Below are 25,140 nucleotides of genomic sequence, written 5' to 3'. Positions count from 1 at the left end.
ATAATGGCACCGAGCTGACCAGCATGGCGATCCTGCGCTGGTCGAAGGAGCGCAATGTCGAGTGGCACTACATCGCGCCGGGCAAGCCCTATCAGGGGACCGGTGAGAGGATGGTCGAAAACGTACGCTAAGCGTTCTGGCTTTGCTGGTGAAGGCGAAGCGGCCTGAAACGCTCACGGGGTTTGTCGATTTCGCCCCAGAGATAGTCGCCGGTGAGACCGACATGCTCCCAGCCCAGCGGGGCGACGTGGGCGAGCATTTGGTCGGGCACGTCGATACCGTTTCCACGTAAATGCCGGACGGCGCGATCAAGATAGACGGTATTCCACAGCGTGACGGCCGCGGTGACCAAGGTCAGGCCCGAAGCGCGATGGCGCTGGTTCTCGAAAGTGCGGTCGCGCAGTTCGCCGAGCCGGTTGAAGAAGATGGCGCGGGCAAGCGCGTTGCGGGCCTCGCCCTTGTTGAGGATGCTGCCGGTGCGGCGTCGTTGCTCGGGATCGTCGAACCAGTTGAGCATGAACAAGGTGCGTTCAACCCGCCCGATCTCGCGTAAACTCCGGGCGACGGGGTTCTGGCGCGGGAAGCCCGCCAGCTTGCGCAGCATGACCGAGGCGCTGACGGTGCCAGCGCGGATCGAGGCTGCGAGGCGCAGCGTCTCGTCCCAGTTCTCCTCGATCGCGCGTACGTTGACTGGCCCGGCGACGAGCGGGCGCAGCGTTGGCCAGGAATCGAGCGGCAACAGACCGTATAGCCGGCGTTCGTTGAGGTCGCGGATGCGCGGCGCAAAGCGGAAGCCGAGCAGGTGGCACAGGCCGAAGACGTGATCGACCGCGCCAGCAGTGTCGGTCGCATGCTCGCGGATGACCAGTTCGCTCTCATGGTCGAGCAGGCCGTCAAGGACGTGCGCGGCCTCACCGGCATTGGCGGCGATGACCTTGGTGTGGAACGGGGTGAAGCGATCGGTGACATGGGTGTAGAACAGCACGCCGGGTTCGGTGCCGTAGCGGGCGTTGCGATCGGCGCGAGCCTCGCCCTGACCGCCGGCGCGGAAGAACTGCCCGTCCGACGACGATGTGTCGCCCGGTCCCCAGACCGCCGCAAGCGGATGCGCGGTGTGGCAGTCGACGATCGCCGCCAGCGCCGACAAATAGGTTTCGTCCCGGACATGCCATTCGGCAGTCCAGCGCAGGCGGGCCAGCGTCAATCCGCGCGAGCTCTCCGCCATACGCCCGAGGCCCAGGTTGGTCGCATCGGCGAGGATCGCACCCATCAGCGCCGATGGGTCGGAGGCGGGTGCGCCGCTGCGCGCATGGACGAAGCGATCGGTGAAGCCCGACCATGCGGCCACCTCGACCAGCAGGTCAGTGATGCGGACGCGCGGCAGCATCGCGTAGAGCCGCGCCTTCAGCGCCTCGGCATCGTCGGACGGGGATCGCCGGATCGGTGATATGAGCAACTGCCCGCGCTCGATCGTCACGTCGACCAGTTCGCCAGCTGCGGCTCCGCGTTCCACCTCGGTCATGCGCCGCGCCAGCAGGGTGCGATGTTCCTCGTACCATTCGGGAAAGTCGGTCGGTACAGCCAGGCGCAGATCGCCACTGGCGCGCATGGCCTCGAAGGCGGGCACCGGCAGCTGATAGTCGTCGAGCGTGCGATAGGCGCGGCTGCCGTCCACCCAGATACTGCCCGAGCCGAGCCGTTCGCGCAGGTGGACGATCACCGCGATCTCATAGGCGCGCCGGTCGATCGCTCCTTCCGTCGGTTGCACCACCTTGCGCCAGCGCGGCTTGATGAAGCTGGTCGGCACCCGCTTCGGCAGGACCGAACGTCCGTCGCGGTACATCGTTCGCAATACCTCGATTGCGCCGAGCAGCGGATCGCCCGATCGTGCGGTGCGGAAGGTAAAGGCGGCGAGGAAGGTCGGGGAGAACCGTCGCACGGCGGGATAGCGCTCGACCACTTCCTCCAGGCCATCATCTGCCGCGCGCGTCAGATCCTCGGCGAAGCGGATGCTGCGTTCTAGCTTATCCCAGCCCACCTGGGCGTCAATCGTGCGGAAGACATCGCGCCCACTCGCACGGGCATCGACCAGCAGGCGACCGAGCCGGGCATGGAAGCGCGCGGTGTCCTTCAACATCCGTGCCTGGCCGAGCAGCCGGTCGGACCGGGTGCGGTCGGCGCGGCGGAACAGCCCACCGACCATCTTCTCGACCATGACCAGCGCGGCGTCGGTTAGCGCTGCCTCCATCTCTATCATGGAAGCGATGAGCATCGCGAGCCGGCGCGGGCGTTCGAGACGCCGCAGGTGCTGTGCGGTGGCGATGCCGGCGGTTCGCGCGATGACGGCATAGCGGGCGGCATGGATGCGCCGTGCCCGATCGGCCACGATCCCGATGTCGCGCACCATGTCGAGCCGTTCGACGATCCCCTTCAGGTTGGCGGCCGATGGTGCTTCCGGCCACTCGCGTATCCACCCGAGTCGGGTACGGCCGCGGTCGTCGGAGCCGATCAGATGGTCGAGCGCGGCTTCCTGCTCGGCCGAACAGTCGCGGATCAGATTGGCATGGGCTGCCTTGCGCGCCCGTGTCCGCACAATGAGCGCGAGCCGTTCCAGCGTCGATGCCGCCGGCAGCACGATACGATCCGTCCGAAGGCGATCGACCATCCCGGTGACTATCGCTTCGCCCCTATCGGTCGAGGCCGCGATCTCCGATCCCAGCGCCAGCATAGCTCGCACTTCCACCCGCGCGAAGGCACGCAGACCGAGCAGGGCTTCGATCTCGGCACGGTGTTCGCGCAGCGTCGTGAGGCGCATGGCATAGCCGGTGAAGTCGTTCGCCTCGCATCCGATCTGGTCGGCGAGCAGCGCCAGCATGGTGTCGGGCACGTTCTCGCCCATTAGCAGCCCGCGCCCAGGATGGCGCAGGTAGCAGAGCTGCACCGCATAGCCGATCCGGTTGGCCCCGCGACGACGTCGCGCCACCTGCACCAGATCGTCGGGACCGAGCGTGTAGAGCCGTTCGATCGTCGCACGATCGAGAGGCGGATCGAAGATCGCCGCACGCTGTGCTGGCGACAGGATAGTCTTGGTCGGCATTGGTGTCCTGTTCGTCACGAAACAGGAAAGCAGACCTGTTCACGGAGCATAGACCAGAAGACGGGTTATGTGACACAATGTAGATCGATGACGAAGCGATCCCGCTCCGTCACGCGAACGGACGTATATGTGACAACACAGATCGGCTATGCACGAGTGTCTAAGGCAGACGGCAGCCAGGTCCATGACCTCCAGCGTGACGCACTGGTCGCGGCCGGCGTCGATCCCGACCACATCTATGAGGACGCCGCATCGGGCCGGCGTGACACGCGCCCCGGTCTCGATGCCTGCCTCAAGGCGCTGCGGCGCGGCGATACGCTGGTCGTGTGGAAGCTCGACCGGTTAGGGCGCGACCTGCGCCATCTCGTCAACCTGGTTGGCGAGCTGACGAAGCGACAGATCGGCCTCAAGGTGCTGGCGGGCGAAGGCGCGTCGATCGACACCACTACCGCCAACGGCCGGCTGATCTTCGCGATCTTCGCCGGCCTCGCCGAGTTCGAGCGCGAGTTGATCGTCGAGCGCACCCGCGCCGGACTCGCCTCCGCCCGCGCACGGGGTCGGCACGGCGGACGGCCTTTCAAAATGACGCCTGCCAAGCTGCGTCTCGCCCAAGCAGCCATGGGAAAGCCGGAAACCAAGGTCGCCGAACTATGCGCCGAACTCGGTATCACGAGGCAAACGCTTTATCGTCACGTCACACCAAAAGGGGAGATCAGGGCAGATGGGGAAAAGCTTCTCGCCCGCAAGGCGCGGTCAGTCACATAACCTATGACATTCTCGAAAAATCTGGCTTTTGTCTTTATCGGTGGAGAGCATCAGGTCTTGCACCTGGCGCCCGTGGCCGCTGCGATCAGCCTGCGTCATCCCAATATAGCCGTTGAATGCATTTGCGCCGATGAACGCACGGCCACCGCTTTGCTCAAGGTTGCCGAGACCATGGGCGCAGGCACGATGAAGGTAACGCAAATTACGTGGCCCTGGGCAAGCAGGATGGCGGCCCGATTGACGGGCATTCAATCGTCGGCGAAAGGCCCCTTGCTGGCGAAGATCCGATGGTTGCTCCGGAATTCACATGCAATCATCGTTCCGGAGCGCACCTCCGCGGCTTTGCGGTGTTTGGGATGGCGCCGCCCGCTCATACATTTTCGTCACGGGGCTGGCGATCGCGCGCCGTCTTCGGAAGTGAGGCTGCGCGCCTTCGACTTCATCTTTGTCGCCGGGCAGAAGGATATCGAGCGAGCGGTAGCGCAAGGCATCGACAGGAAAAAGCTTTCAGCAGTCGGCTACATAAAGATGGATTATTTGCGAACCATGCCTGCCGGATCGCGATTGTTCGATAATGATCGACCGATCGTCGTCTACAATCCCCATTTTGATCGCTCCATCTCGTCAATCAGTCTGGCTCGGGACGTCATCGCCCGCTTTCGCGAGCAGGAGCGATTTAATCTGATCTTTGCGCCTCACATCCGCGCTTTCGAGAACCTGGATGCGGTCTCCCGGGCGAAATGGCAGAAGCTTTCAGAGCCAGGACACATCATTGTGGATCTCGATTCACCCAGGCTCTTCGACATGACCTACACGCGGGCCGCCAGTATTTATCTGGGTGACATGTCGAGCCAGCTATACGAATTCCTTACAACGCCCCGGCCGGTGGCGTTCCTCAATGCACATGGTGCAAACTGGAAGGACGATTCACGCTACGCTGGTTGGCATCTGGGGGAGGTCGGGTCCGGAACTGACGATGTTCTCGATGTGATCGACCGGGCGTTCGCACGACATCCTGAAAGGGTCCAAAAGCAGTCGGAGGCGGTGGCGTTGGCCTTCGGTGACTACGAAGGTGCGATCACACGTGCTGCAGGGCAATTGCGGCAAGCCTTCAATCGTCGCGATCCGCTTAGCGTACGTTTTTGACCATCCTCTCACCGCCCCCCGACAAGCGCGTGTTGGGTGCTGTTATTGCAGTTGGCGCAGCGCTGGCGTCCTCCCACGCCGGCCTTGCGGCGCGCAGGTGGTCCATGCGGCGTTTTGGCCAGACCGGCACCGGCTTTGTCGAGGATGCGATCGTCTTCGGCAGCGGCTTAGCCGTTAGCAATCCTTCCCTGGTCTCGCATCAGGCTTGATCGTTCCTACTGGGCTTAGCGTCAGATCGAGAAGACCAAGGGCCTCGCCCAATACTTCATTGCTGGGATTCATCCCCTTCTCCCTCCGCGCCGATCCCATTCTGCGCCGACGCCGGAATATGTCGGTAGAGTGTAGGTATCGACACGCCGATCGCCGGCGCGACTTCACGCGCCGCATCACCGTCTTTAGCCCAAGACTTGCTGCCGATCGAGCGCAAGAACCGGGTCTGAGGCCGGCCTCACCAGCCACGGCACCGAACTGAAAATCGCCGAGCATTACACCGACACCAGCGGGGCGACCGATCATGTCTTCGCCCTGTGCGCCATGCTGGGATTTCGTTTCTGCCCGCGCTTGCGCGACTTTCCCGACAGACGGCTCGCGCCGATCGCGCCGGTCACGGCCTATCCGTCCATCACCCCGCTGTTGGGCAAGCGTATCCGCACCGACATCATCGGCGAGCAATGGGATGACGTGCTGCGCCTCGTAGGATCGATCAAGGCCGGCCACGTCGCCCCATCAATCATGCTCCCGAAGCTCGCCGCCTATGAGCGGCAGAACCAGCTCGACGTCGCGCTACAGGAAATCGGCAAGATTGAGCGGACGCTGTTCATGCTCGACTGGCTCGAAAACCCCGATCTGCGTCGGCGATGCCATCCCGGACTCAACAACAGCGAACAACGCCATGCCCTGACGCAGGCGATCTACACCTTCCGCCAGGGCCGTATCATCGACCGCAGCCATGAGGCGCAACAATATCGGGCATCCGGCCTCAACCTGGTCATCGCCGCGATCGTCATTGGAACACGATCTACATGGACGCCGCCGCTCAACATCTGCGATCAGCGGCGGTCGCGGTGCCTGATGATCTTCTTGCCATACCTCCCCTGTTGGCTGGGAGCATATTGCATTTTCGGGCGATTTACTCCGGGATCACGCCGCCGCTTCCGCTGGCCGCAAGGTCCTCAATCTGCCGCCCGATAGCCGCGTCGCCTGAACGTTCGCTGATTGTTCGCCCTAAGCGTCGTTTAGCGTACCATCCACGCTATGCCCTCTAAAATGGAGGTATCCAACTTTATCAGCCCTTTATCGGCGGATTGGTAGTCAGTTTGCAACCGCGTGCAACGGCCAGTCCGCGAAGAAAGCCGCGCCTGACAAGTCCCGCGTCCAGCGCGGCATTGTAGCGGCGTTCTGCCGGTGCCGCCCCGCTCACCTCCCGAACTAGCCCGCGAAACGGGATGAGCGCGTTCACGACCGTCTTACCGCCGGCTTCGGCGAGCTTGCCAGCGCGATTTTCCTTCGTGCCATGTCCCGGCACATAGTCTGGGCCAAGGACCTCGCCGAGTTCGGCCATGGAAGCGCTGATCTGGGAGCATGTACGCGCCCCAGTAGTCGCATATGGGTCTTGAGCAGCGCGTTCTAAGACGGGAGGTATTTCGCGTTTTTTGGCGCCCACGTCGCGCACTGGCTGGGTCGCTATGTCGCCCGCCTTGTTCAAGGTGTTAGCAACGGGCCTCTTGTCCTCCGCCGTGGCTGGTGTCGTTGGAGGCGCTTCTTGAGCCTGAGCGGTTGCTGGAAGAACTAAAGCGGCCATAAGCGCCAGTTTGGGAATACGTGATCGCATGCGCACGTAACGCAATAGGTGTTTGAGCGTTGCAATCAAATTACCATGGCAGTTTGAAATCGCCGTACCAATAATCATAGTTTGGCACTTCCATTCAAATTTTCGAGGCAAAACGCCCGAGAAAACTCGGGCACAACTTACGTCACGATGGACTGCTTGATTGAGTACGGACCCTCGTCCATTCGACGAGCTGGACGAGATATTGATCCGTGGCCACGCTGAACGCCGAGACGATCGCACTCACCCGGTTGTCCTGCGCCGGAGCATCGGCCTCGAAGCGGCGGGTCGCCACCACCGTCCGGTCGCTCATGCGGAACAGGCGCGCCTCGCCCTCCACGCGCACGACCGGCGGGTCCTTTTTACCCGCTGCGGGTGCGTAAACGGCCTCGAACCGATCGACCGATAGCTGAAGAGCATAATCGACGCCGGCTGCCTGGCGCGGTGTCGTCAGCAGAATTTCGGATGCCTGCGCGGCGAACACGGTTCTTGCCAGTCCAGCCAGCATGTCCGGCGCCGGAGTGACCCACCGGGCATCCTTGAGGTACAAGGTTTCAGCCCCGCGGCTGACAAGAATCCGATCGCTTCGTGCCTCGGCTGCGAAGTCGATCGGCAGGAAAATGACACCCCTGCGGGTAGCGGGGGCGGATGCTTGCTGTACAGGCGGATCAAGAGCGGTTTCCAGCCGAAAAAGATTGTCGGGCTTCCCGCCGCCGAGCAGTGAGCCCACACAACCGCCGAGCAGCAAGGCGAGGCCCAAGGGAGCGATTTTCCCGATCCGGTTCACCGTGGTAACTCCAGTTCCTTGCCAGAGCCCTTTGTCAGCGTGGCGCGCGGATCGCGCCGCACGTCGCGTATCAGGCCATCCAGTGATTTCGCTGTTTCCTGGAGCTCTAGCATTGTTGCGTTGATGTTAGGCAAGGTTGTCGTCCCGATAGCGCTGCTCTGCGTGTCCAGCTTTGCGATGACTCCGCGCGCGTCGCGGATCCCGAGCTTTAGTTCAGCGGCAGCATCGGAAATGTCGGAGAAGGCCTGGCGCCCGTCGCCGTTGGCGATGGTGCGCACGGATCGCGCCGCGTCCTGGATGTCCGTCGCGGCAAGGTCTAGCTTGGCCAGTGCCGAACTTGCACGATCAAACATTGCGCGGTTCTCGACGAGCGCGTCTGAGGTTTCCCGGACGTTCTGAAATGTTTTCTCGGCATTGGCGATTGTTCGGTCGGACAGTACACGGTTGACGCGGTCAAGCGCATCCGCAGCCTTCTGGATCAGTTGTCCGCCCCCCTGCAGGAGTGACGAGAGCGCATTGCCCTTGCTACGGATGACGGGGCGCTCCTCCTTCGAGACCTTATTCAACAAAGGACGACTGGGTGTGCCGGCGCTGATCTGGACTATGCTTACGCCGGAAATGCCCTCGCTTTCGAGAGTGGCGACCGAATCATCGCGCACCGGCGTTCCAGCCTTGATCTGAATATCGGTGATGACCCGATTGGGGTCGCGTGGGTCCAGATCGATCCGTTCGATCTGGCCTACCTTGATTCCGTTGAACTGGACTTCCCCGCCCTCGCTCAGGCCTCGGACGGGTCCGCGAAAGAGGATCCGATAATCATCGACCTTCCGGTTGATTTGCAGACTGCCGAGCCAGATCACGAAGGCGGCAGCCGCAATGAAGACGATTGTCGAAATTACACCAACCAAGGCGTAGTGGGCGTGACGCTCCATCAGTTATAAGTCCTTTGCGCGGCGCGCCCGCGCGGCCCCTGGAAAAAGTCTCTTACCCATGGATGTTCCGACCGTTCGAGATCTTCCACAGGCGCGACGGCAATGACCTTCCTTTCGGCGAGGACGGCGACCCGGTCGCAGATTGCATGGAGCGTATCGAGATCATGGGTGATCAGGAAAACGGTGAGGCCAAGTGCGTCACGCAGGGTCCGGATCAACTCGTCGAACTCATTTGCGGCAATCGGATCGAGACCGGAAGTCGGCTCATCCAGAAAGAGCAGCGCTGGATCGAGCGCGATCGCTCGCGCGATTCCGGCCCGTTTTCTCATTCCGCCCGACAGCTCCGCCGGCTTCTTCGCACCGGCGTCTTCGGGTAGTCCTGCCAATTTGATCTTGAGCGCAGCCAGCTTTCCAACAAGTTCCATCGGCAGGTCTGAGTGCTCGAGAAACGGCGCCTCGACATTCTCCTGCACGGTCAGAGCCGAGAACAGCGCTCCGTTCTGGAAAAGGACCCCGATCCGCCGCTCGACTTCGTCGCGCTCGCCCCCCTCCTGAATGTCATGGCCGAACAGTTCGACTTTACCAGCATCGGGCGTCTTTAGTCCGAGTATCGTATTTAGCAGAACCGACTTGCCTGATCCCGATCCGCCGACGAGCCCGAGGATTTCCCCCGCCTTCACGTCGAGATTCAAATCGTCGTGAATAAGCGTGTCGCCGAACTCCGTTCGCAGACCGGTGACGCGGATCGGCGGCGCTGCGCTTCCACGATCGGGCGCATCGCCGGTCACAGATCAAGCTCCATGAAGATCACGGCGAAGATCGCGTCAAACATGATGATCAGGAAAATCGACTGGACGACGGCGGAGGTGACACCCCTGCCGAGACTTTCCGTATCGCCGCTGACCGCAAGTCCCTTGCCGCATCCCGCGGCGGCGATCACCAAGGCGAAAAAGGGCGCCTTGACGAGCCCGATCCAGAAATGCGTCAAGCTCACGGTGTCGACTGTGCGTTCGAGAAAGAAGACCGGGCTGATGTCCATCGTAGCCCAGCTGACCAGCAGTCCGCCCAGGATGCCGCCGATGTCGCCACAGAAGGTCAGGATCGGAACCATCAGAAGCGCGGCAAGGACCCTCGGCACAACGAGGGCGTCGAATTCGTCAACGCCCATAACCTTCATCGCATCGACTTCCTGGTTCATGCGCATTGCGCCGATCTCCGCCGCGAAAGCAGAAGCGGACCGGCCGGCAAACAGGATTGCGGCGATGACCGCGCCGAACTCTCGCAAGATCGCTACGCCGACCAGTTCCACTGTGAAGGCGGAAACGCCAAACGTCGAAAGCAGGTTGGCGCCGACAAGCGCAACGATCGCACCGATGAAGAAGCACATCATCATCACGATCGGAATTGCATTGATGCCCGCCTGCTCCATCACGCTGAAAAGCGGTGTCAGGCGCAAGCGCTTCGGGTTCCTCAGGTGCCGGCCTAGCGCGACAACCAGCCGCCCCTGGAAATCCATCAGCGCCCAGATTTGGCCTATGAAGCTTTCAACCTGCCTGCCGATACGAGCAAAGAACGTGGTAATGGCGGAGGCTGCGGGCTCGGTAACCTGGCGGGCTTCGGACGGTGCGCCCACCAGATCCGCGAGCCGGCGAAGATCCTGACGATCACTGGCCTCCAGCGGCGCTGTTGAGCCGAGCGCTTCGACGAGTGCCAAGGCACCCGCACTGTCCACGTGACCGAGGCTCTGAACGTCCAGCGCTTTGGGCCGGGAACCTTCGGTGAGCGACCGCATGATTTCCGTTGGCAGGTTGCCCAGTCCGAATGCGGTCCAGTCGCCGCCAATCGCAAGGCAGAGCCCTTCGCCAGACTGGCGCAGCTCGTAACGTGCGGACTCGACGCCGACTTCAAAGGGGGGGCTGTGGCCCGGCACGCTCATCAAAAACCGATATCTCCCCTAAGCGCTAATCATCGAGGAACAAGCCCAGAATGAGCAACTTATGGAACTAATCATGTCGTCATGTCCTTGTCGCCTAAAATCTTTAAAGATCCCCCGCCCTCCCCCATGTCAACAAACAGAGTTATCCGATCTTTACGCCCCGCCAGTCCCGTTTCTTCTTTCTCGGTCTGACAGACCGATCGGCCGCTGGTGCGGCCTCGTCCCGGCCGTCTCTGTCCGCCAACAGCGGCGTCGATCGCTCCTCGATGAGCGCGCGCAGCCGAGTGCGGCCCCGCGCTATGCGACTTTTGACCGTTCCTGTGGTAACGCCGAGCCGCATCGCGGCCTCTTCGATCGACGCGCCCTGGCTCGCCAGCAGCACCGCCTCGCGCTGATGGGGCGGCAGTTCGCCGAGCGCCCAATCCGCATCCCGCAGCCAGATGGCGAGGCTCTGGGTCTCGTCCACCTTCAGCATCCGGTCGCGCGCCTCCTCGGGAAGGTCCGCCTGAAAGCGGGCGCGACGACGACCGGTGAGGAAGTTGTTCTTCATCACGGTTCGAGCCCAGGCAATCAGGCTCGTCCCGGCCGCGAAGCTGGCCCGCGCGCTCCAGCAGCGTAGCAGGGTATCCTGCAAGAGGTCGTCGGCGTCCGCACCGCCCGCGGTCAGCCGCCGGGCATAAGCGCTGAGCGCGGCCGTCTGCTCGATCAGTGCCGCTCCGAAATGATCGTCGGGCATGGCGACTGGGGAAGCATGGACGGGCACCTCGGGCGGCATCTTGTTCTCCGGACAGGCTTTTCCTGCCCTCAGGTGATATAGGGTACGCAAGGCGGGAATGTTGCCGGCTAGAATGCTTCGAGCCCGGTTCGTCCCGTCCCGGGCGATCGGAGCTGTGCCCGCTATAGAGTAAGATTGATACGGCCGAAGATCGGCAAAGATCTCTTTTAGGCATCGTCGCCTTTCTTCTCCGCGCCGATTGCATCCTGCGCAGACGCCGGAAAATGCCGGTAGAGCGTAGGGACCGATACGCCGATTGCCGGCGCGACTTCGCGCACCGTCATCCCCGACGCGAACAGCCTTCGAGCTGCTTCAATACGCTTGGAGGTCATCACTGTCTTTCTCCCACCGACCCTCCCCTCGCGCCTTGCGGCTATCAGTGCGGCTGTAGTGCGCTCGCGAATGAGATCACGCTCCATTTCAGCTAATGCAGCGAGAATGCGGAACACGAACTTGCCAGCCGTTCCTGACGTGTCGATACCGTCGGTTATCGAGCGCAGACCAATGTCGCGCATCTCCAGCTCGATTGAGAGATCGATTAATCCCTTGGATGTTCGACCTAGCCGATCCAGTTTCCAGATTACCAGTATGTCGCCGGAGCGCGCATGCGAGAGGGCTTCAGCTAGGCCGGCACGATTGGCATTGGACCCACTAGCCTTGTCGGTGAATGTACGCTCGCAACCCACCGCGCGGAGCGCGTCGAGCTGAGGTGTTAGATCCTGTTCGGGCGTCGAGACGCGGGCGTAGCCAATCAGCATGGGTTATTCTCAAAACTTACCGTCCGCACCTATCACGAGCCAGCTCAATCGAGAAAGTGTTTTGATACGTGCTGCACGCCTGCTATGCTTTCTCACATGGTCCCGCTTCATAATCGATCGTTTGCGAGACACGCCCGGCGTCCCATGCCGAAGGTCCGCGAAAGCACGAAGAGGGTGGTTCGCGCTATGCTCCCACCCCCGTCTGGCCGACGATTAGGGCCGGATGTTCGTGCTTTCGCGGACCATGCCCCTTCGCGGTTCGTGCTTTCGCGGACCGGCGTGGTCATAGTGCCGAGGGCGCATATGTCATGACGGCGCAGCCGATGAACCAGGGCGAGCTATTCGTTCTCGACAGCCCCTTGCTCACCGAGGTCCGCGGCGAGCAATCGTTGATGGCCTATCCGTTCTTCGCACTGACCAAGACGGCGTGGAAGCGCTCGCTGATCTACAAGACCGACGCGGTGTCGATCGAGATCGGCCCAGGGCCGCGCGGCGTGGCGACAATATACGACAAGGAGGTTCTGCTATATATCGCGAGCCTCATGGTCGCGAAGCTGGACGCCGGCGAGCATGTTTCGCAGGACTTCTTCTTTACGGCCCATGATCTATTCCGCGTTACTGGCGTGAACGGCTCAGCTCGGTCCTATTCGCGCCTTTCCGACGCGCTGGAGCGCCTGCAGGGCACGCAGATCAAGACGAATATCGAGGCCGGCGGCGAGGGCCAGGCCGGCTTTTTCTCTTGGTTATCAGAGGCCCAGCTTCATTACACGCGGACCAAGAACGGCGATAAACGGCTGAAGGCCGTCAAAGTCCGCCTATGCGATTGGCTCTTCCGAGCCATTCATCGCGATCGTCGCGTGCTGGACTACTCGCCGGGCTACTTTCAGCTCGGTCCGGTCGAACGGCGGCTTTACGAGGTTGCTCGGTCCACCTGTAAGGACGGAGCCGTTCAGGTCGGGCTAGACGACTTGCGCCTTCAACTCGGCTATCAGAACTCTCTCAAGCATTTCCGGCACGCGATGAAGGGTATCGCCGACGCCAATGCGATCCCGGACTACAACATCGTCATGGGTGAACGGCCTTCGACTGGCAACACTACCAGTCGGAGAGCGAGTGGCGGCGCTACTACTGTCACCATACAGCGCAAGCCGAGCCTGGCGGACGCCTCTTAACTGCCGCGACTCGATTCGCACGACGCTGCGCCCAAACGGTCCGCGAAAGCACGAACTTCGGTCGCCGAAAGCACGAACTACGGTCCGCGAAAGCACGAAGCACGACGCCAGCGGTCCGCGAAAGCACGAATTTTTCTTCGATTCGGTCCGCCAAAGCACGAACTTCAACTGTTTCGCCGCGCCTCTTAATTCGCCAAAAATATCGGGGAGCCGGGAGCATTCTGCGATCGGCCAGTCAGGGAGCGGCCGTGACCACATAAACGAATGCCCGGCACGAAGGCCGGGCACCCTGGAACGTGATGAGCGATGCTTGGCGGCATCGATCGGGACGTAAGACACCCCCCTCATACCCGTTCCCGAGCCTAGGTTCAAGGGAGCGCGCTTCGCGCCACGCTCTAGTTTTGCCTGGTCCCGGCCCCATGAAGGGGACGGAAGATGGGAGCTGTTACACTCGCAAAGGCGAGTTTCATGGCGCTCGATCGTATCGAGCGCGAGCGTCCGAGATCGCGATCGGGTGGACCAAATCCCACGCGCGCGCATGTCCATCCCAACAGCCGAAAAGCCGGCACGTTCGAGGATGACTTCTTCTATAGCTATGCGAAGGGAGAGCCCGACCGGCTCTACAAACAAGCGGCCGAGCTGCTGAAACGCAAGAACGCGGTGCGTCGCGTCGCACGTGCCGAAGGGCGCCAGCTCACCGAAGACGAACGCCTCGCTACCCTGATAACCAACACGGCGCTGCGCGTGTTCGAGCAGCTTACCACCCTGGCGCGCACGTGCGCCGGGAAGGTGTTCCCGACATGGGAGTGGATCGAGGCGGCCGCCGGCGTCTCGCGCGCCAGCGTCGGGCGCGCGCTGGCGGCCCTTGCGCGGATGGGACTACTCGACAAGCAGCGGCGATGCGTGCCGATCGATCCGCCCGCCGATCGGCCGAAGGCCCGAAATGCGCAGACGTCGAACGTCTATCGCATGCGCTTCCCCAACCGCCTCGCCCGCTTCCTTCCGCGCTTCCTCCGGCCCGTTCCCCTTCCCGACGACGTGGTGCAGCGGGAGGCCGATCGTATCGAGGAGATCGAGGCCATGCGGCTTTGGCGCTCCCCGCGCCAGGTAGTCGCCGAGGAAATCGAAGATGATGGCCTGCGTCGCGTATTGGACAGCCTCGCCATCGCAATCGAGAAGCAAGAGTCTCAAAAAAATGGTCAACCGCTCCTAGATTCATATGTTCTAGGGGCAGATGGAGTTGGCCTAGTCGGCCAACGCTCTAACGCCTGACGGCGAGGACGGTCCTACCCGAACAGACCCGCAAACGATCATCGACAGCACCAAGCCGAAACGTCGGACGCGCCGCTTCGCGTCGCGATGCTCCCGAGGGGAGCAAGCGTTTACCGTCGCGCTCAAATGGCCACCTTCGCGCCTGGTGCAGCCGTTTTTTGATGACGAACGCGACCGTAGCGCCAGTCCCCGAGCGCCAAGTTGTGCGATCGGCGCCGGCAGTTCCCTCTTCATACCTGTCCGCTGTCTATTTCCGCTGCGGCCGTGGCGCGGTTTTTCGACCATCACCTATCCCGCCGCGACCTGACTTCAACGCCGAGATCCACGCGCGAGATCGAGGCCCGTCGCCTTCCGATCGGTCATTCCTGAATCGATGGGTAAATGGGCGCTGGCCGCCTTATACGATCAAGCAAATAACCGGCTGCGCCTACGGTTTCCGCTACGCGAACTCTCCGTTTTTTTGCTTGATCGCGGCGTCTGCACTCCCCTTCAATTCCCATCAGGAATGAGCCTGATCGATCGAAAGGACAGGACCATGCAGAACATCGCGGAGTTTCGGATCATCGGCCGGGTCGGCAAGATCGCGGAGCATGACAAGGTGACGAAGGTGAACGTCGCCGCCAACTACAACCGCCAGGACAATGGAGAATGGGTGACGGACACCCACTGGAATGAGGTGACGCTATTCGGCAAGCTGATCGAGCGCGCCGCCAAGGCTCAGAAGGGCGACTTGGTGCATATCACGGGCCGCGTTCGCCAGAACTCCTACGACACGGCCGAGGGCAAGCGCTACACGGTGGAACTGATCGCGGACGGCTTCGCGGTTCTCGCCAAGGGCTCGGAGGATCGCGACTAGGAGCGGCCGGGGCCGCCTACCGGCGGCCCCTCTCGCCGGCGAAGCTCCAGCTCGACGGCCTCGCGCATGAAGTCTGACTGGTTCTCGCCATCGCGCAACACGGCCTTGATCCGGCCCAACGTCCCTTCCGGAAATCGAGCCATAGTCTTTTCCGCGTTAATCCGCGGGCGACCTGCCGTTCCTGATTTGCTAGTGGTCATCCCGAAGCACGCATATTGTTGATACCACCTATTGACGTGATTTCAGATACCATTTATTACAGGATGCGCCTTTCATCAAGGCGACGGAGGCAAGGCCATGTGGGATAATCTGCTGACGATCGGACTGTTCGTCCTGATCGCTTGGGCCGTCCTTCGGGGCGGTGGCGGCCGTAATCCGCGCATCTGGAGCGGCGACACGCCGGATGAGGAGGCGCGTCGCAACACGCGGACCGATTCGAACTATCGCGGCTACGACCACTGGAACAACAATTCGGATCGGGGCTGGTAAGGCGTGAAGACTATCGCCATCAATGTCGAGAAGGGCGGCGCCGGCAAGACGATGATCGCCTGTCATGTGGCATGGCATCTTGCCGATGCCGGTCATCGGGTGCTGTTCCTCGATCTCGATCGTCAGTGCAATGCCACCGATGCACTCGCCGACTTCGAGAGCCTTGGCACCTGCAAGCCGCTGTTCGAGCCGGGTTATACCCCGCCCGCCAGCTTTCCCCGGCTCGCGATCTATTCCAACCGCATGGGGGGGGAATATGACGCGGACTATCCGCGCGCGCTCACGAACCTGAATGCGAACTTCCCGGCGCTTGATCCATATTTCGATTATTGCGTTATCGACACGCCACCCTCTTGGTCGTGGATCAATTTCGCGGCGCTGCTGGTGTGCAACCACCTGATCGTGCCCGTCGAGCTGGGGCCGTTCGGTCCCGCCGCGACGAAGCAGGTCTCGGATTCGATCGCGACGGTGAACACTAAGCGCCGCACGCCGATCCATGTCGTCGGGCTGATCCCCAACCGGGTGCGCGCGAACGACCGGCACCAGATGGAAATGCTCGCGGCAATCAAGGACAAGATCGGTCGCAATCTTTTCAGCACCTACCTTCCCGAGCGCGCGCACTACAGCCAGGCCATCCAAGAGCATGTGCCGGTCTGGCGCTTCGACAAGGATGTGCGGACCTCGCTTCCCCCGATGCGCGCGTTCCTCGAGGAAGCCATGACCCGGATCGGGAGCCAGGGATGACAGACTTTTCGAACTTCGACGTTTTCAGCGAGAAGGCCGCCGTCGCGGACGCCGATCGCGTCCAGCTCCTCGATCCCGAGCTGCTATATCCAGACCCCGAGAATGTGCGCAGCGCAATCGACCCGGCGTCGATCGACGAGATGGCCGAGACAATCAAGGAGCGCGGCCAGCTTCAGCCTATCACCGTGGCGCCGAAGGATACCGAGGGACGCTACCGGATCATGTTCGGGGAGCGGCGCTGGCGTGCGTGCCAGAAGCTCGGCGTGCAGGTCCGCGCGATCGTCAGCAAGACGGACGACATTGAGCAGGTCCGCATCGATCAGTTCATCGAGAACGATCAGCGCGAGGATCTGTCGACGGCCGACATGATCCGGTTCGTCACGGGCCAAGTTGCGAAGGGGCGCTCGCTTGCGGAGCTGGCGCGCGCTACAGGTCGCAATCGCACGCTGCTGACCCGTTATCAGGGCCTCGCCAAGGCTCCGGATTATGTGGCGGCGCTGTTCGCTGACATTTCGATGCGCAGCGCTGTCGCGTTGACCCAGGCCGCCAAGACGGACGACGCGGCTACAAGGGCGTTCGTCACGAACACCGCGGCCGAGGACATGACCGTCCTGGCGTGTGAACGGTTTGCACGCGAGGTTGGTGCGAAGAAGTCGGCACCGAAACCCGAGCCGGCTCCGGTGCAGGAAACGGCCCCCCCGCCCGCCATCCACGACGCAGCGTCCGAAAGCGAGCCTGGCGTCTCACACCTAGCGCCGACGACGGACGAGATCAGGGACGAAGAGGGAGAACGCGCAATCGACGAGACGCCGGAGCCCGTAATTTCCGCGCCGACGGAGGCTTCTACCCCTCGCACGGCCGCCAAACCCAAGGGCGGAAAGCAGCGCGTCGAGCGACCAACGATCGAACTTGAAGGCAAGCGTGCGATGGTTGTCGAGGCGCTGTTGCACTTCGACGGTGAGGCGGAACCCCGGATCGTTAGCTGGCGCTGATCGCGCCGGGTTGAGCGGAGAGCGCCGGCAGTGGTTGCCACTCGCACCTAGGTCCAATCCTTCCTTCCGCGACTTCATCACTTTCAGGCGGTTTGGGTGTGCCACGTGGCACACTTGAAGGCTGATTTTGGTGGGGGATGTTTTATGGCAGGATAGGTATTGCTGCGTCTGCTGTATTACATTACCCTTGCAGGGCCATGTCACTCGCGCCGCAGTCTGCATCCCCCACCAAAGATTCAGCGATGCTGACGGCGCGCGTCGATCGCGAGCTGCTTGCCGCCTTCGATGCCGTGGCCGAGGGCAGGGGAGGGCGCAGCGCGCTCCTCCGCACCGTGCTTCAGCAATCGTTGAAGCACGTGGCCGACGCTCCCCGGATCGCACCCCGCGCCGATAGCGCGGGCAATCGCGTGTCGCTGACCTTCACGGATGTCGAAACGGCCGTCATCGATCACCGCGCCGCCGAGCGAGGCGTTGATCGCGCCGGATGGATCAAGGCGTTGGTGCGCCGGCACATCGCCTTGAAGGCCGGCGTCGACGACGGACTCCGGGACGCCGTGGCACCGATCCGGATGCAGCTCCAGCGCATCGGCCGAAACCTCAATCAGGCGATGAAGGCCGGCAACGCGGCGATGATGGCGGACAGCGGCTTGCAGATCGACCGCGAGCTGCGTCGCATCGCGGACATGCGCGAGGAGATCAACGAGCAGATCGAGGCGCTGGCGGCCGTGCTGCGCGGGGAAACCGCCTTTTGGGAGGTCGCCGACTAATGCCGTTCGGGGACCGTGAGGATGAGCTTTGGGAGGCGATGAAGCCCAGCTTCAAGCCACGCCTCGTCAGCGATCCGAATCTGAAATACGCGTGGCACCTGGTCAACGGCACCGGGCCGTTCGCTACGCGGACGCCGGCGACGTCGCACGTTAGAGGGGATGCCCGGGCCACGCTCGCGCGTGTCGTGCGGCGCACCCCCGAGGTGCTGGTCAAGGTGACGGGTCGAAAGAAGGGCGCCAAGCATCTTGCCGCCCATCTCGATTACATCGGTCGCCACGGCGACATTCCCCTAGAGACGCGCGACGGGGAGCAGATCGCAACGAAGGAAGACGCGCAGCGGATTGCCGACGAATGGTCGGACCCGCTCTACTGGCGGCAGGGCACGTCCGTTTCGGCCGTGGCGATGGTGTTCTCGATGCCGGCAGGAACCGACCCCGAGACGGTGAAGCAAGCCGTGCGCGAGGCGGCCGAGCGCATGATCGGCGACAACCACGACTATCTAATGGCGCTCCACACCGACACGCCCCGTCCGCATGTTCACCTGACGGTTCAAGCCGAAGGAGTTGACCGCAAGCGGTTCGATCCGAGGCGCGAGGATCTGTTCCGCTTCCGTGAAGCCTTCGCCGAGGCGCTACGCAGCCGTGGCGTCGAGGCAGAGGCGACGCCGCGCTACACGCGGGGCCAGGGGAGGGCAGGCACCAGCATGGCGCTGACGCAGTTGCGCGCGCGGATACGTAGCGGCGCTTCCCGTCAGCCGACAGAGGCCGATCTACGTCAGGCACGAGAAGCCATGCAGATCGCGCTTGGCAAGGCCGAGCAGCCCGCGTTCGTGTCGAAGACGCGCGCGCGTTGGCAGGACACCAAGCGGCGCTATGAGGTCGCGGCCGAACGGCTCGATCGCAGCGCCGATCGCGAGGACCGCAGGCTGGCGCGCGACGTGCGCCAATTCATACAGGAGCGCGGGAGCATTGAAACGGTGCCCGACCGGATGCTGCGCGAGGCGGAAACCCGCGTCCGAGAGGCACAGGAGCGGACTCGGACCCGCCCGTCGCTGGATCAGGGTGTGCCACGTGGCACACCCCCGCCGCCGTCTCGGCGCCGCTAGGGGCAACGATGCGTCATCAGCTTACCGGCAACGCCGGCCTCTACCATGTCGCGCGTGAACTATCGCGCAGAGGGTGGCACGTCATGCCGACCGTCAGGAACGCGCGCGGCGCCGACCTCTACGCGGCAAGCGATGACGAGCTGCGCGTCCTACCGATCCAGTCCAAGGCGCTTTCCAAGCGGGCGCCGGTGCCGCTCGGAGGATCGCTAGACCGGCTTTGCTCCAGATGGTGGGTCATCACCATCAACGCGAACACAGCGGCGCCCACGTGTTTCGTGCTGACCCTCGACGAGGTGAAGGCGGCTGCGCATCGCGGCGTCAACGCTGCCGGGACCGTCTCTTATTGGCTTCAGCCCAAGTCCTACGCGCTCGCCGAGTATCAGGAGGCATGGGACCGGCTAGGGTCGCCCGACGACCAGGCCCCGTAATCAAAGGGGCTGGCAGGAAATTGACCGTGGAAATGATTTTCCGCTCACTAAAGCCCCGTTGTATTTCGACAAAAAGAGCCAAGTGCTCTGTTGAAGACGTGATCTGGACGGGCTTGGAGTGTCTGTTGATCCGGAAAAATTGACGATTTGGGTCGTCGATAGGTTGGTGCACCGGACTCCGGGCGTATCCCAAGGGAGTTGGCCAGCGCGGCGCGGAGCGTCAAAACTGATCGTCCCAATTCGAAATTCCCGCCGAGCAAGCGCCCTTGCGGCTTCACCATCGGCATCCAGCGTTTCGATTAATCTGCGGGTTACGTCGTTCTCGGCGTCAATGTTGCTCGCGCATTGATGATCGAGCGAAGCGATCACCTTCGGGTTGGAGAGGATCGAATGATCGCCGCACGGCTTCTTCGCCCACATCGCCCTGAATTGTTCAATGACTGGTCTAACCGACTCTTCTGATACGTCCTGCGCCCGTAGGGATCCTCCTCCTGCAAGAATACAACACGCCGAGGCCCAGGCTAGATGAGGAAATCTTCGCATCTAACGTCCTCCGATGGTTCGGGATTTTTGCAGGATCTGATCCTGGGCCATTTCGCGCACCCGCTGTTCCTGCCTCGCCTTGACCTCGATGCCGGCGACGGCCTCGCCGCGGCCGAGCCGCGCTGCGACCTCTTCCTTGCGTTCCGCCACGAACTCGCGCCGCTTCTCATGATCGTTGGGGAAGCGTTCGGCCGCGACCGCCATCGCGAGCGCGACGTGGCTTTGCGCCTTGCGCAGCTCGGGGTCTTTGGCGTTCTGGACGTCCGTTTGCCGGCGAAACCGCTCGGCCAGATCGGTGCGCGGCTCGGCCTGTTCCCGGGTGTCGCGGACCTGGTTGGCGGTCCGTGTCGATCGCGCCTGGTTGTCGGGGACGCCGCCCTGACGCGCTTGCTCGCGCTCGGCCGCGGCCTTCGTCTTGTCGTCGGGCTTATAGCCGTCGACCTTGATGCCCTGCGCCGAGGCTGCGAGGTAGGCCGCTCGCTGAAACTCGGCGTCGCCGCTGACCTTGATCGCCGTCCACCCGTTTTCCTTCGCGAGCCGGATCAGATCAGGGAGAGACTCGCGGTCCTTCGCCTTGATGCGATCGGGCGTGATGGTCGCGACCGGCTGTTTGTCATGCGCGCTGCGATAGAGCTTGTCGCCGACGCGGAGGAACCGGGAGTCCAGCTCGGCGGGCACTTCCATCGGCCGCCGGCGCCGACCCTCACTCTCTTTGCCGGCGCCGGCAGCTTCGACATTCTCAGCCATGTCATCGCTCCTGTTCGATTACACCAATGACCTCGTTGCCGCGTTGCTCGGCCGCCACGTCTATGAGCATGTCGGGATGATCCTGGGTGACGACGCAATCCATCGCGAACGCGAACGGGTCAGGGTTCGTGAGCTGGTCGAATGTCGGCATCGCGCAGGCGGGCAGGTTTTCGTCGTCGCGCACCGTGCGCGGGATCGGGGGGACTTCCGGCGCCGGCACGACGCGCCCGCGAAACAGCCCGTCCGCATAGTAGCGAATCTTGTCGCCGTGGATCGGCGGTATGCCGCCCCGGAGGAGAAGCAATTCGCTGTCGGGAAACTGCATCAGCTCTTGCGGGAGCAGGAAGGCGCGGCGCTGGTCCGACATGGACTTGGAGCGGTTGGCTAGGACGCCGTGGATCGTCAGAGATTTGGTGACGGATTCCTGCCCGATATAGCCGATCCGCTCGGACAGCTCGTTCGCCACGCGCAGCTCTTTCGGCGTGAACGCGACCTCGACGCCGCAGTTGGCAACGATCTCGTTAGCGACATGCTCGCCATAGACGGCCCGTAGCTGCGATCGGGACTGGATGACGGGCAGGAGGCGGATGCCGTAGCCGGCGACGTAGGAGAAGGCGCTGGCGATCACTTGCGCTCGCCCGATGCGCGCGAACTCGTCGAGGATGACGAGGATCTTCAGCGGTGTTGCTGTGTCGGGCAGATCGCGCACATTCAGGTCGACGAGCTGCTGGAACAGAAGGTTGTAGAGCGGCGCGACCCGATCCAGCTCGTCGGGAGACACCCCGAGATAGATCGACATGCGCCTGCTGCGCAGCTCGCGCAGATCAAAGTCGGATTCTTCCGTCGCGGCGTCGACGCGCGGGTTAAGCCACAGGCTCAGCTTCGAGGTGACGGTCTGGACGATGCCGGCGAACGTATTGTCGGCGCCTGACGTGAAATCCGCGAGCGCGTTCCGGCACCCTTGCGACAGATCGAGCGAGCGACCGTCGAGGACGCGCTTGAAGAACCCGCGCGTGTCGCCCGTCGTCATCAGCCGATAGATCGAGCCGATGGTGAAGGGCTGATCGGCGACCGCGAGATATGCGCCGACGCCGACGAACGCGGTCCGCGCCGAGTCCGTCCAGAACGGCTCCCCACGTTCGGGAGGCACGAACAGCATCGTCGCGATCTTTTGCAGCTCGATCACCACCTGATCGGGGTCAGTGCGATCGATATAGCCGAGCGGGTTGTAGCGGGCGGTCCGCCCTTCCGGATCGGTCGGGTTGAACAGGTAAACCGCCTGCCCGTATTTCTTGCGAAAGCCCGCCGTCGCGTCCCAATTCTCGCGCTTCACATCGAGGACGACGACCGACTCCTGCCACGACAGGAGGTTCGGGATGACGATGCCGACGCCCTTGCCCGAGCGGGTAGGGGCCTCGACAATGCAATGTTCGCTTCCACCGAAGGTCAGGAACTTGCCGCCCTTTTTGCCGAGGACAATGCCGTCGTCGGCGCGGAAGCCGGCATGGCGGATTTCGCCTTCCTTCGCGAAGCGAGCAGCGCCGTGGAGAGGGGGCTTCCGCTTGGCAACCCACCACAGCATGAGGCCGGCGATGATGATGCCGACCAGGGCACCCCCGGCGAGGGCCTTCAGCACCACCGGATCATGCCGGTAATACCAGAAGAACGCTGGCATCTTGAAAATGTCGAACTTCGCGCTGGGGAGGCCCAGGTATATCCACGCGACGACCGAGGCGATGAGGAACGCGACGACGATCCCGACCGGGATGCCGAGCGCGAGGATGGTGCCCCGTTTAGGCGGCATGGCGCCCTGCCGGATCATAGTAGATCTCGGTCATTCGGAACTTGCCGTCGACCTTCTTCATCTGAACCACGACGTCGACGAGGATCTTGAGCAGCGCGCGTATGTCGTCGCGGGCCAGGTCCGCGCCGCCCTCGCTTTCCTTCACCAGCAGCGTCAATTGCTCAAACGCCAGCTCGGCCGAGTCCGCGTGTATTGTAGTGATCGAGCCGGGATGGCCGCTGTTGACGTTGCGCAGGTAGAAGAACGCCGTCCCGTCGCGCAGCTCTTGGAGCAGGATGCGATCGGGCCTCATGCGCAGCGCGCTTTCCAGCAGCTCCTTCGCCGTCACCTTGGCGGTGCCGGTGCCGTCCTTGCTGTAGATCATATGGACGACGTTCTTGTGGGGCACCACCAGCTCGCGCGTGTCCTCGATCGTCAGCAGCCGCTCATTCTCCGGGATCAGCTTGATAAGCCCCTTCGAGAACGTCGTCTTGCCCGAGCCCGTGGCGCCGGAGATCAGGATGTTGAGCCGGCTGCGCACCGCCAGCTCGAAAAACTCGACGTGCTTTCCCGTGTTGAGGAGACCGAGCAGGCGTTCCTCGACCGGGCTGACCCGCTTCGTGGCGACCTTCGTTTCCGCGAACAGGCCGCTCGCCTCAAAATCGGCCATCGTCATCGTCTTCGTCGATGGCTTGCGAACCGTGATCGACACGGTGCCGTCGGGCACAACGGGCGGAAGCACGAGCTGGACGCGCTCGCCGGTCGGAAAGATCGTCGAGCAGATCGGATTCTCGCGCGTCACATCCTGCGACGTGAAGGCGGCCGCAGCGCGCGCCAGTTGGTTGAGCGCGTCGAGCGTCAGATCATCCTCGCGCTCCCAGGTCCAGCCACCATGCCGCTCGACGCCCACGATCGACGGCTCGTTGATGACGACTTCGGTTACACCGTCGTCATCAAGATACTGGCGCAGCGGCCGAACAGCGTGATCGAGGATCGCGGTGTTGCGGAACGGGGCGTTCACTTGAGCCCCAGCCCATAGACTTGCGAGAAATCGAAATCCTTGGCGACGGTGATCGCCAGCTCGGTCCCTTGGTTCACGCGCACGATCGGGCGGATGTTCTGCGTATCTTGCAGGATTTGCGACGTCGTGTCGCCGGGAGTGCGGAACACCGTCGAGCCTTGCGGGCTGACGGCCTGGCCCGCGATCTGACCGCCAGCATCGAGGACGCTGAACAGCATCGCGGCACCGAACCGCTGCCAGAAGAACCGATCGATCCTGCCAGTGACGCCGGCGCGGCCGAGCGGGTCCGAGGCCGGCGAGGCAATGTCGATCGCGACGCCGCGGGGCGTGACGGCCCGCGTCCACATCGCGAACAGTCGATTTTGCCCGCGCTGCAAGCCGCCCTGATATTCGCCGAAGACGCGCGTGCCTTTCTCAAGCAGCACGACGCGCCCGTTGTCGGAATACACGTCGCGCGGGATGATGCAGGTCGCATAGCCCGGCACGGTGCTGTCCATTGCGGTCTGGAGCGTGCAGGGAATGATCGCGCCAGCGGTGACGAGATAGTTGCGGTCGCCGATCATGCGCGCCGTGGCGGTGCCGATCGTCGAGGTTTGCTTCAGGTTGTCGAGGTTGGTCCGCGTCGGGGCGCTTTCGCCGTCGCCTTGACCATTGCCGGCACCGGCGCTGGCGACGTCGCCGAGCGCGCGCCTGACGCCTTGGTCGCCGTTATAGGCGATCAGCGTCGATCGCCGCGCATTGTCGCGCAGCTCGCGGGCTTCGTTGGCACGCCGCTCTGCCTCGCTGACGCCGCGGCTCTGCTGCTGCCCTCCCGCCGATCCGTAGGGCGTGATCGGCTGACCGTCAGGACCGATCGCTGGCACTTGCTCGCCAGTGAGCTGCACAGGTGCATTGGGATCGCGGGGTGCGGTAGCGAGCGTGGGCGCGATGACCGAGTTGGGATCGTATGGCGCTTCCACAGCAGGAGGCGGCGCCTTCCTCGCTTCGAGGGCCTTGTTGTCGCCGCCTGACCCGGAGACGAGCGACAACACGCCGAAGACGATCGCTCCCGCCAGCGCGGCGCCTACAACCATCTTCTTGTTGTCCCACTGGACGGCGTTGAGTGCCGGCATCCTGCTCGGGCGATCGGCGGCCGGGGTCCGGTCGATTTCGTTCACGTCGGGCGTCGCATCGACGTCGAATCTCTTGTCGGACAC

General features: G+C 63.0%; 25 protein-coding genes and 1 pseudogene. 13 read left to right on the top strand and 13 right to left on the bottom strand.

Going from position 1 to position 25,140, the window contains the following annotated elements; all coding sequences use genetic code 11:
* Nucleotides 1-127: 127 nt before the first annotated feature.
* Nucleotides 128-3,097: a Tn3 family transposase gene (locus tag EV664_RS15260; RefSeq protein ID WP_133496529.1), complete on the bottom strand. Its 2,970-nt coding sequence runs from the start codon at nt 3,095-3,097 to the stop codon at nt 128-130.
* An 87-nt stretch (nt 3,098-3,184) separates the two neighbouring features.
* On the opposite strand from EV664_RS15260, the gene EV664_RS15255 reads away from it, so the two are divergent.
* From EV664_RS15255 to EV664_RS15240, 4 genes and pseudogenes are all read left to right on the top strand, one after another.
* Nucleotides 3,185-3,862, top strand: a complete 678-nt coding sequence (locus tag EV664_RS15255; protein WP_162848873.1) for a recombinase family protein — start codon at nt 3,185-3,187, stop codon at nt 3,860-3,862.
* 3 nt (nt 3,863-3,865) lie between these two features.
* Entirely contained in the window at nt 3,866-5,008 is a 1,143-nt protein-coding gene (locus tag EV664_RS15250) for a hypothetical protein (RefSeq protein WP_133496527.1), read from the top strand.
* A complete protein-coding gene (locus tag EV664_RS15245; RefSeq protein ID WP_133496571.1) occupies nt 5,005-5,217 on the top strand; it encodes a hypothetical protein in 213 nt (70 codons plus the stop codon). Before EV664_RS15250 ends, EV664_RS15245 begins: the two co-directional genes overlap by 4 nt.
* A gap of 235 nt (nt 5,218-5,452) precedes the next feature.
* Nucleotides 5,453-6,212, top strand: a pseudogene (locus tag EV664_RS15240) (Tn3 family transposase); the annotation flags it as partial.
* Nucleotides 6,213-6,293: 81 nt separating this feature from the next.
* Here EV664_RS15240 and EV664_RS15235 read toward each other — a convergent pair.
* The 7 genes from EV664_RS15235 to EV664_RS15205 form a co-directional block, all read right to left on the bottom strand.
* Nucleotides 6,294-6,809 (bottom strand): hypothetical protein, encoded by a 516-nt coding sequence (locus EV664_RS15235; RefSeq protein WP_133496586.1) that lies wholly within the window; start codon nt 6,807-6,809, stop codon nt 6,294-6,296.
* Between the two features lie 172 nt (nt 6,810-6,981).
* Nucleotides 6,982-7,623: an ABC-type transport auxiliary lipoprotein family protein gene (locus EV664_RS15230; protein ID WP_162848878.1), complete on the bottom strand. Its 642-nt coding sequence runs from the start codon at nt 7,621-7,623 to the stop codon at nt 6,982-6,984.
* A complete protein-coding gene (locus tag EV664_RS15225) occupies nt 7,620-8,555 on the bottom strand; it encodes an MlaD family protein (protein ID WP_037508624.1) in 936 nt (311 codons plus the stop codon). Before EV664_RS15225 ends, EV664_RS15230 begins: the two co-directional genes overlap by 4 nt.
* Nucleotides 8,555-9,343 carry an ABC transporter ATP-binding protein gene (locus EV664_RS15220; RefSeq protein ID WP_037508633.1) on the bottom strand — a complete coding sequence of 263 codons (789 nt, stop codon included), beginning with the start codon at nt 9,341-9,343 and terminating at the stop codon, nt 8,555-8,557. The genes EV664_RS15225 and EV664_RS15220 overlap by 1 nt, the downstream gene beginning before the upstream one ends.
* The gene (locus EV664_RS15215; protein ID WP_133496569.1) at nt 9,340-10,491 is read right to left on the bottom strand and encodes an MlaE family ABC transporter permease; all 1,152 of its coding nucleotides are present in this window, start codon (nt 10,489-10,491) and stop codon (nt 9,340-9,342) included. The genes EV664_RS15220 and EV664_RS15215 overlap by 4 nt, the downstream gene beginning before the upstream one ends.
* A 142-nt stretch (nt 10,492-10,633) precedes the next feature.
* The gene (locus EV664_RS15210) at nt 10,634-11,266 is read right to left on the bottom strand and encodes a sigma-70 family RNA polymerase sigma factor (RefSeq protein WP_133496568.1); all 633 of its coding nucleotides are present in this window, start codon (nt 11,264-11,266) and stop codon (nt 10,634-10,636) included.
* Between the two features lie 167 nt (nt 11,267-11,433).
* Nucleotides 11,434-12,024: a recombinase family protein gene (locus EV664_RS15205; protein ID WP_037508635.1), complete on the bottom strand. Its 591-nt coding sequence runs from the start codon at nt 12,022-12,024 to the stop codon at nt 11,434-11,436.
* A 308-nt stretch (nt 12,025-12,332) separates the two neighbouring features.
* Between EV664_RS15205 and EV664_RS15200 the strand changes: the two genes are divergently transcribed.
* The 3 genes from EV664_RS15200 (at nt 12,333) to EV664_RS15190 (ending at nt 15,324) form a co-directional block, all read left to right on the top strand.
* Nucleotides 12,333-13,196 carry a replication initiator protein A gene (locus EV664_RS15200; RefSeq protein WP_133496567.1) on the top strand — a complete coding sequence of 288 codons (864 nt, stop codon included), beginning with the start codon at nt 12,333-12,335 and terminating at the stop codon, nt 13,194-13,196.
* Nucleotides 13,197-13,664: 468 nt separating this feature from the next.
* Nucleotides 13,665-14,468, top strand: a complete 804-nt coding sequence (locus tag EV664_RS15195; protein ID WP_229668364.1) for a cyclic nucleotide-binding domain-containing protein — start codon at nt 13,665-13,667, stop codon at nt 14,466-14,468.
* Between the two features lie 535 nt (nt 14,469-15,003).
* The gene (locus tag EV664_RS15190; protein ID WP_133496565.1) at nt 15,004-15,324 is read left to right on the top strand and encodes a single-stranded DNA-binding protein; all 321 of its coding nucleotides are present in this window, start codon (nt 15,004-15,006) and stop codon (nt 15,322-15,324) included.
* Here EV664_RS15190 and EV664_RS19325 read toward each other — a convergent pair.
* Nucleotides 15,321-15,467: a YlcI/YnfO family protein gene (locus tag EV664_RS19325; protein ID WP_162848877.1), complete on the bottom strand. Its 147-nt coding sequence runs from the start codon at nt 15,465-15,467 to the stop codon at nt 15,321-15,323. The genes EV664_RS15190 and EV664_RS19325 overlap by 4 nt on opposite strands.
* 154 nt (nt 15,468-15,621) lie before the next feature.
* Here EV664_RS19325 and EV664_RS15185 point away from each other — a divergent pair, with 154 nt between their 5' ends.
* The 6 genes from EV664_RS15185 (at nt 15,622) to EV664_RS15160 (ending at nt 19,850) form a co-directional block, all read left to right on the top strand.
* Nucleotides 15,622-15,813, top strand: coding sequence for a hypothetical protein (locus tag EV664_RS15185; RefSeq protein ID WP_133496564.1), 192 nt, complete (start codon nt 15,622-15,624; stop codon nt 15,811-15,813).
* 3 nt (nt 15,814-15,816) lie between these two features.
* Complete coding sequence (locus tag EV664_RS15180; RefSeq protein WP_133496563.1) at nt 15,817-16,557, top strand: ParA family protein; 741 nt, start codon at nt 15,817-15,819, stop codon at nt 16,555-16,557.
* Nucleotides 16,554-17,549 carry a ParB/RepB/Spo0J family partition protein gene (locus EV664_RS15175; RefSeq protein WP_133496562.1) on the top strand — a complete coding sequence of 332 codons (996 nt, stop codon included), beginning with the start codon at nt 16,554-16,556 and terminating at the stop codon, nt 17,547-17,549. Before EV664_RS15180 ends, EV664_RS15175 begins: the two co-directional genes overlap by 4 nt.
* A 242-nt stretch (nt 17,550-17,791) precedes the next feature.
* Nucleotides 17,792-18,316, top strand: coding sequence for a hypothetical protein (locus EV664_RS15170; protein WP_133496561.1), 525 nt, complete (start codon nt 17,792-17,794; stop codon nt 18,314-18,316).
* Nucleotides 18,317-18,354: 38 nt separating this feature from the next.
* On the top strand, nt 18,355-19,422 hold the full coding sequence (locus tag EV664_RS15165; RefSeq protein WP_229668363.1) for a relaxase/mobilization nuclease domain-containing protein: 1,068 nt from the start codon (nt 18,355-18,357) through the stop codon (nt 19,420-19,422).
* A gap of 8 nt (nt 19,423-19,430) precedes the next feature.
* Nucleotides 19,431-19,850 (top strand): hypothetical protein, encoded by a 420-nt coding sequence (locus EV664_RS15160; protein ID WP_133496559.1) that lies wholly within the window; start codon nt 19,431-19,433, stop codon nt 19,848-19,850.
* A 543-nt stretch (nt 19,851-20,393) separates the two neighbouring features.
* Here the strand turns inward: EV664_RS15160 and EV664_RS15155 are convergent.
* From EV664_RS15155 to virB10, 4 genes are read right to left on the bottom strand one after another with little or no spacing between them, the layout of a single operon-like run.
* Nucleotides 20,394-21,140 carry an LPD7 domain-containing protein gene (locus EV664_RS15155; RefSeq protein WP_133496558.1) on the bottom strand — a complete coding sequence of 249 codons (747 nt, stop codon included), beginning with the start codon at nt 21,138-21,140 and terminating at the stop codon, nt 20,394-20,396.
* 1 nt (nt 21,141) lies between these two features.
* Nucleotides 21,142-22,962 carry a type IV secretory system conjugative DNA transfer family protein gene (locus EV664_RS15150; RefSeq protein WP_373287536.1) on the bottom strand — a complete coding sequence of 607 codons (1,821 nt, stop codon included), beginning with the start codon at nt 22,960-22,962 and terminating at the stop codon, nt 21,142-21,144.
* The gene (virB11, locus tag EV664_RS15145; RefSeq protein WP_133496557.1) at nt 22,934-23,944 is read right to left on the bottom strand and encodes a P-type DNA transfer ATPase VirB11; all 1,011 of its coding nucleotides are present in this window, start codon (nt 23,942-23,944) and stop codon (nt 22,934-22,936) included. The genes EV664_RS15150 and virB11 overlap by 29 nt, the downstream gene beginning before the upstream one ends.
* A complete protein-coding gene (gene virB10 / locus EV664_RS15140; RefSeq protein WP_229668362.1) occupies nt 23,941-25,140 on the bottom strand; it encodes a type IV secretion system protein VirB10 in 1,200 nt (399 codons plus the stop codon). The genes virB11 and virB10 overlap by 4 nt, the downstream gene beginning before the upstream one ends.

It is taken from the genome of Stakelama pacifica (genome assembly GCF_004361835.1).
Classification (GTDB): domain Bacteria; phylum Pseudomonadota; class Alphaproteobacteria; order Sphingomonadales; family Sphingomonadaceae; genus Sphingomonas; species Sphingomonas pacifica.
The sequence above is the reverse complement of the archived record's forward strand: the minus strand, read 5'-3'. Positions and strand labels throughout refer to the sequence as shown.

Bases quoted from the DNA above. Each gene is read 5' to 3' on its own strand.
- EV664_RS15170 (WP_133496561.1), top strand. From the start codon at position 17,792: ATGCTGACGGCGCGCGTCGATCGCGAGCTGCTTGCCGCCTTCGATGCC.
- EV664_RS15205 (WP_037508635.1), bottom strand. From the start codon at position 12,024: ATGCTGATTGGCTACGCCCGCGTCTCGACGCCCGAACAGGATCTAACA.
- EV664_RS15160 (WP_133496559.1), top strand. From the start codon at position 19,431: ATGCGTCATCAGCTTACCGGCAACGCCGGCCTCTACCATGTCGCGCGT.
- EV664_RS15260 (WP_133496529.1), bottom strand. From the start codon at position 3,097: ATGCCGACCAAGACTATCCTGTCGCCAGCACAGCGTGCGGCGATCTTC.
- EV664_RS15150 (WP_373287536.1), bottom strand. From the start codon at position 22,962: ATGATCCGGCAGGGCGCCATGCCGCCTAAACGGGGCACCATCCTCGCG.
- EV664_RS15255 (WP_162848873.1), top strand. From the start codon at position 3,185: ATGACGAAGCGATCCCGCTCCGTCACGCGAACGGACGTATATGTGACA.
- EV664_RS19325 (WP_162848877.1), bottom strand. From the start codon at position 15,467: ATGGCTCGATTTCCGGAAGGGACGTTGGGCCGGATCAAGGCCGTGTTG.
- EV664_RS15210 (WP_133496568.1), bottom strand. From the start codon at position 11,266: ATGCCGCCCGAGGTGCCCGTCCATGCTTCCCCAGTCGCCATGCCCGAC.
- EV664_RS15175 (WP_133496562.1), top strand. From the start codon at position 16,554: ATGACAGACTTTTCGAACTTCGACGTTTTCAGCGAGAAGGCCGCCGTC.
- EV664_RS15195 (WP_229668364.1), top strand. From the start codon at position 13,665: ATGGCGCTCGATCGTATCGAGCGCGAGCGTCCGAGATCGCGATCGGGT.
- EV664_RS15155 (WP_133496558.1), bottom strand. From the start codon at position 21,140: ATGGCTGAGAATGTCGAAGCTGCCGGCGCCGGCAAAGAGAGTGAGGGT.
- EV664_RS15185 (WP_133496564.1), top strand. From the start codon at position 15,622: ATGTGGGATAATCTGCTGACGATCGGACTGTTCGTCCTGATCGCTTGG.
- EV664_RS15200 (WP_133496567.1), top strand. From the start codon at position 12,333: ATGACGGCGCAGCCGATGAACCAGGGCGAGCTATTCGTTCTCGACAGC.
- EV664_RS15165 (WP_229668363.1), top strand. From the start codon at position 18,355: ATGAAGCCCAGCTTCAAGCCACGCCTCGTCAGCGATCCGAATCTGAAA.
- EV664_RS15250 (WP_133496527.1), top strand. From the start codon at position 3,866: ATGACATTCTCGAAAAATCTGGCTTTTGTCTTTATCGGTGGAGAGCAT.
- EV664_RS15225 (WP_037508624.1), bottom strand. From the start codon at position 8,555: ATGGAGCGTCACGCCCACTACGCCTTGGTTGGTGTAATTTCGACAATC.
- EV664_RS15215 (WP_133496569.1), bottom strand. From the start codon at position 10,491: ATGAGCGTGCCGGGCCACAGCCCCCCCTTTGAAGTCGGCGTCGAGTCC.
- EV664_RS15235 (WP_133496586.1), bottom strand. From the start codon at position 6,809: ATGGCCGCTTTAGTTCTTCCAGCAACCGCTCAGGCTCAAGAAGCGCCT.
- EV664_RS15190 (WP_133496565.1), top strand. From the start codon at position 15,004: ATGCAGAACATCGCGGAGTTTCGGATCATCGGCCGGGTCGGCAAGATC.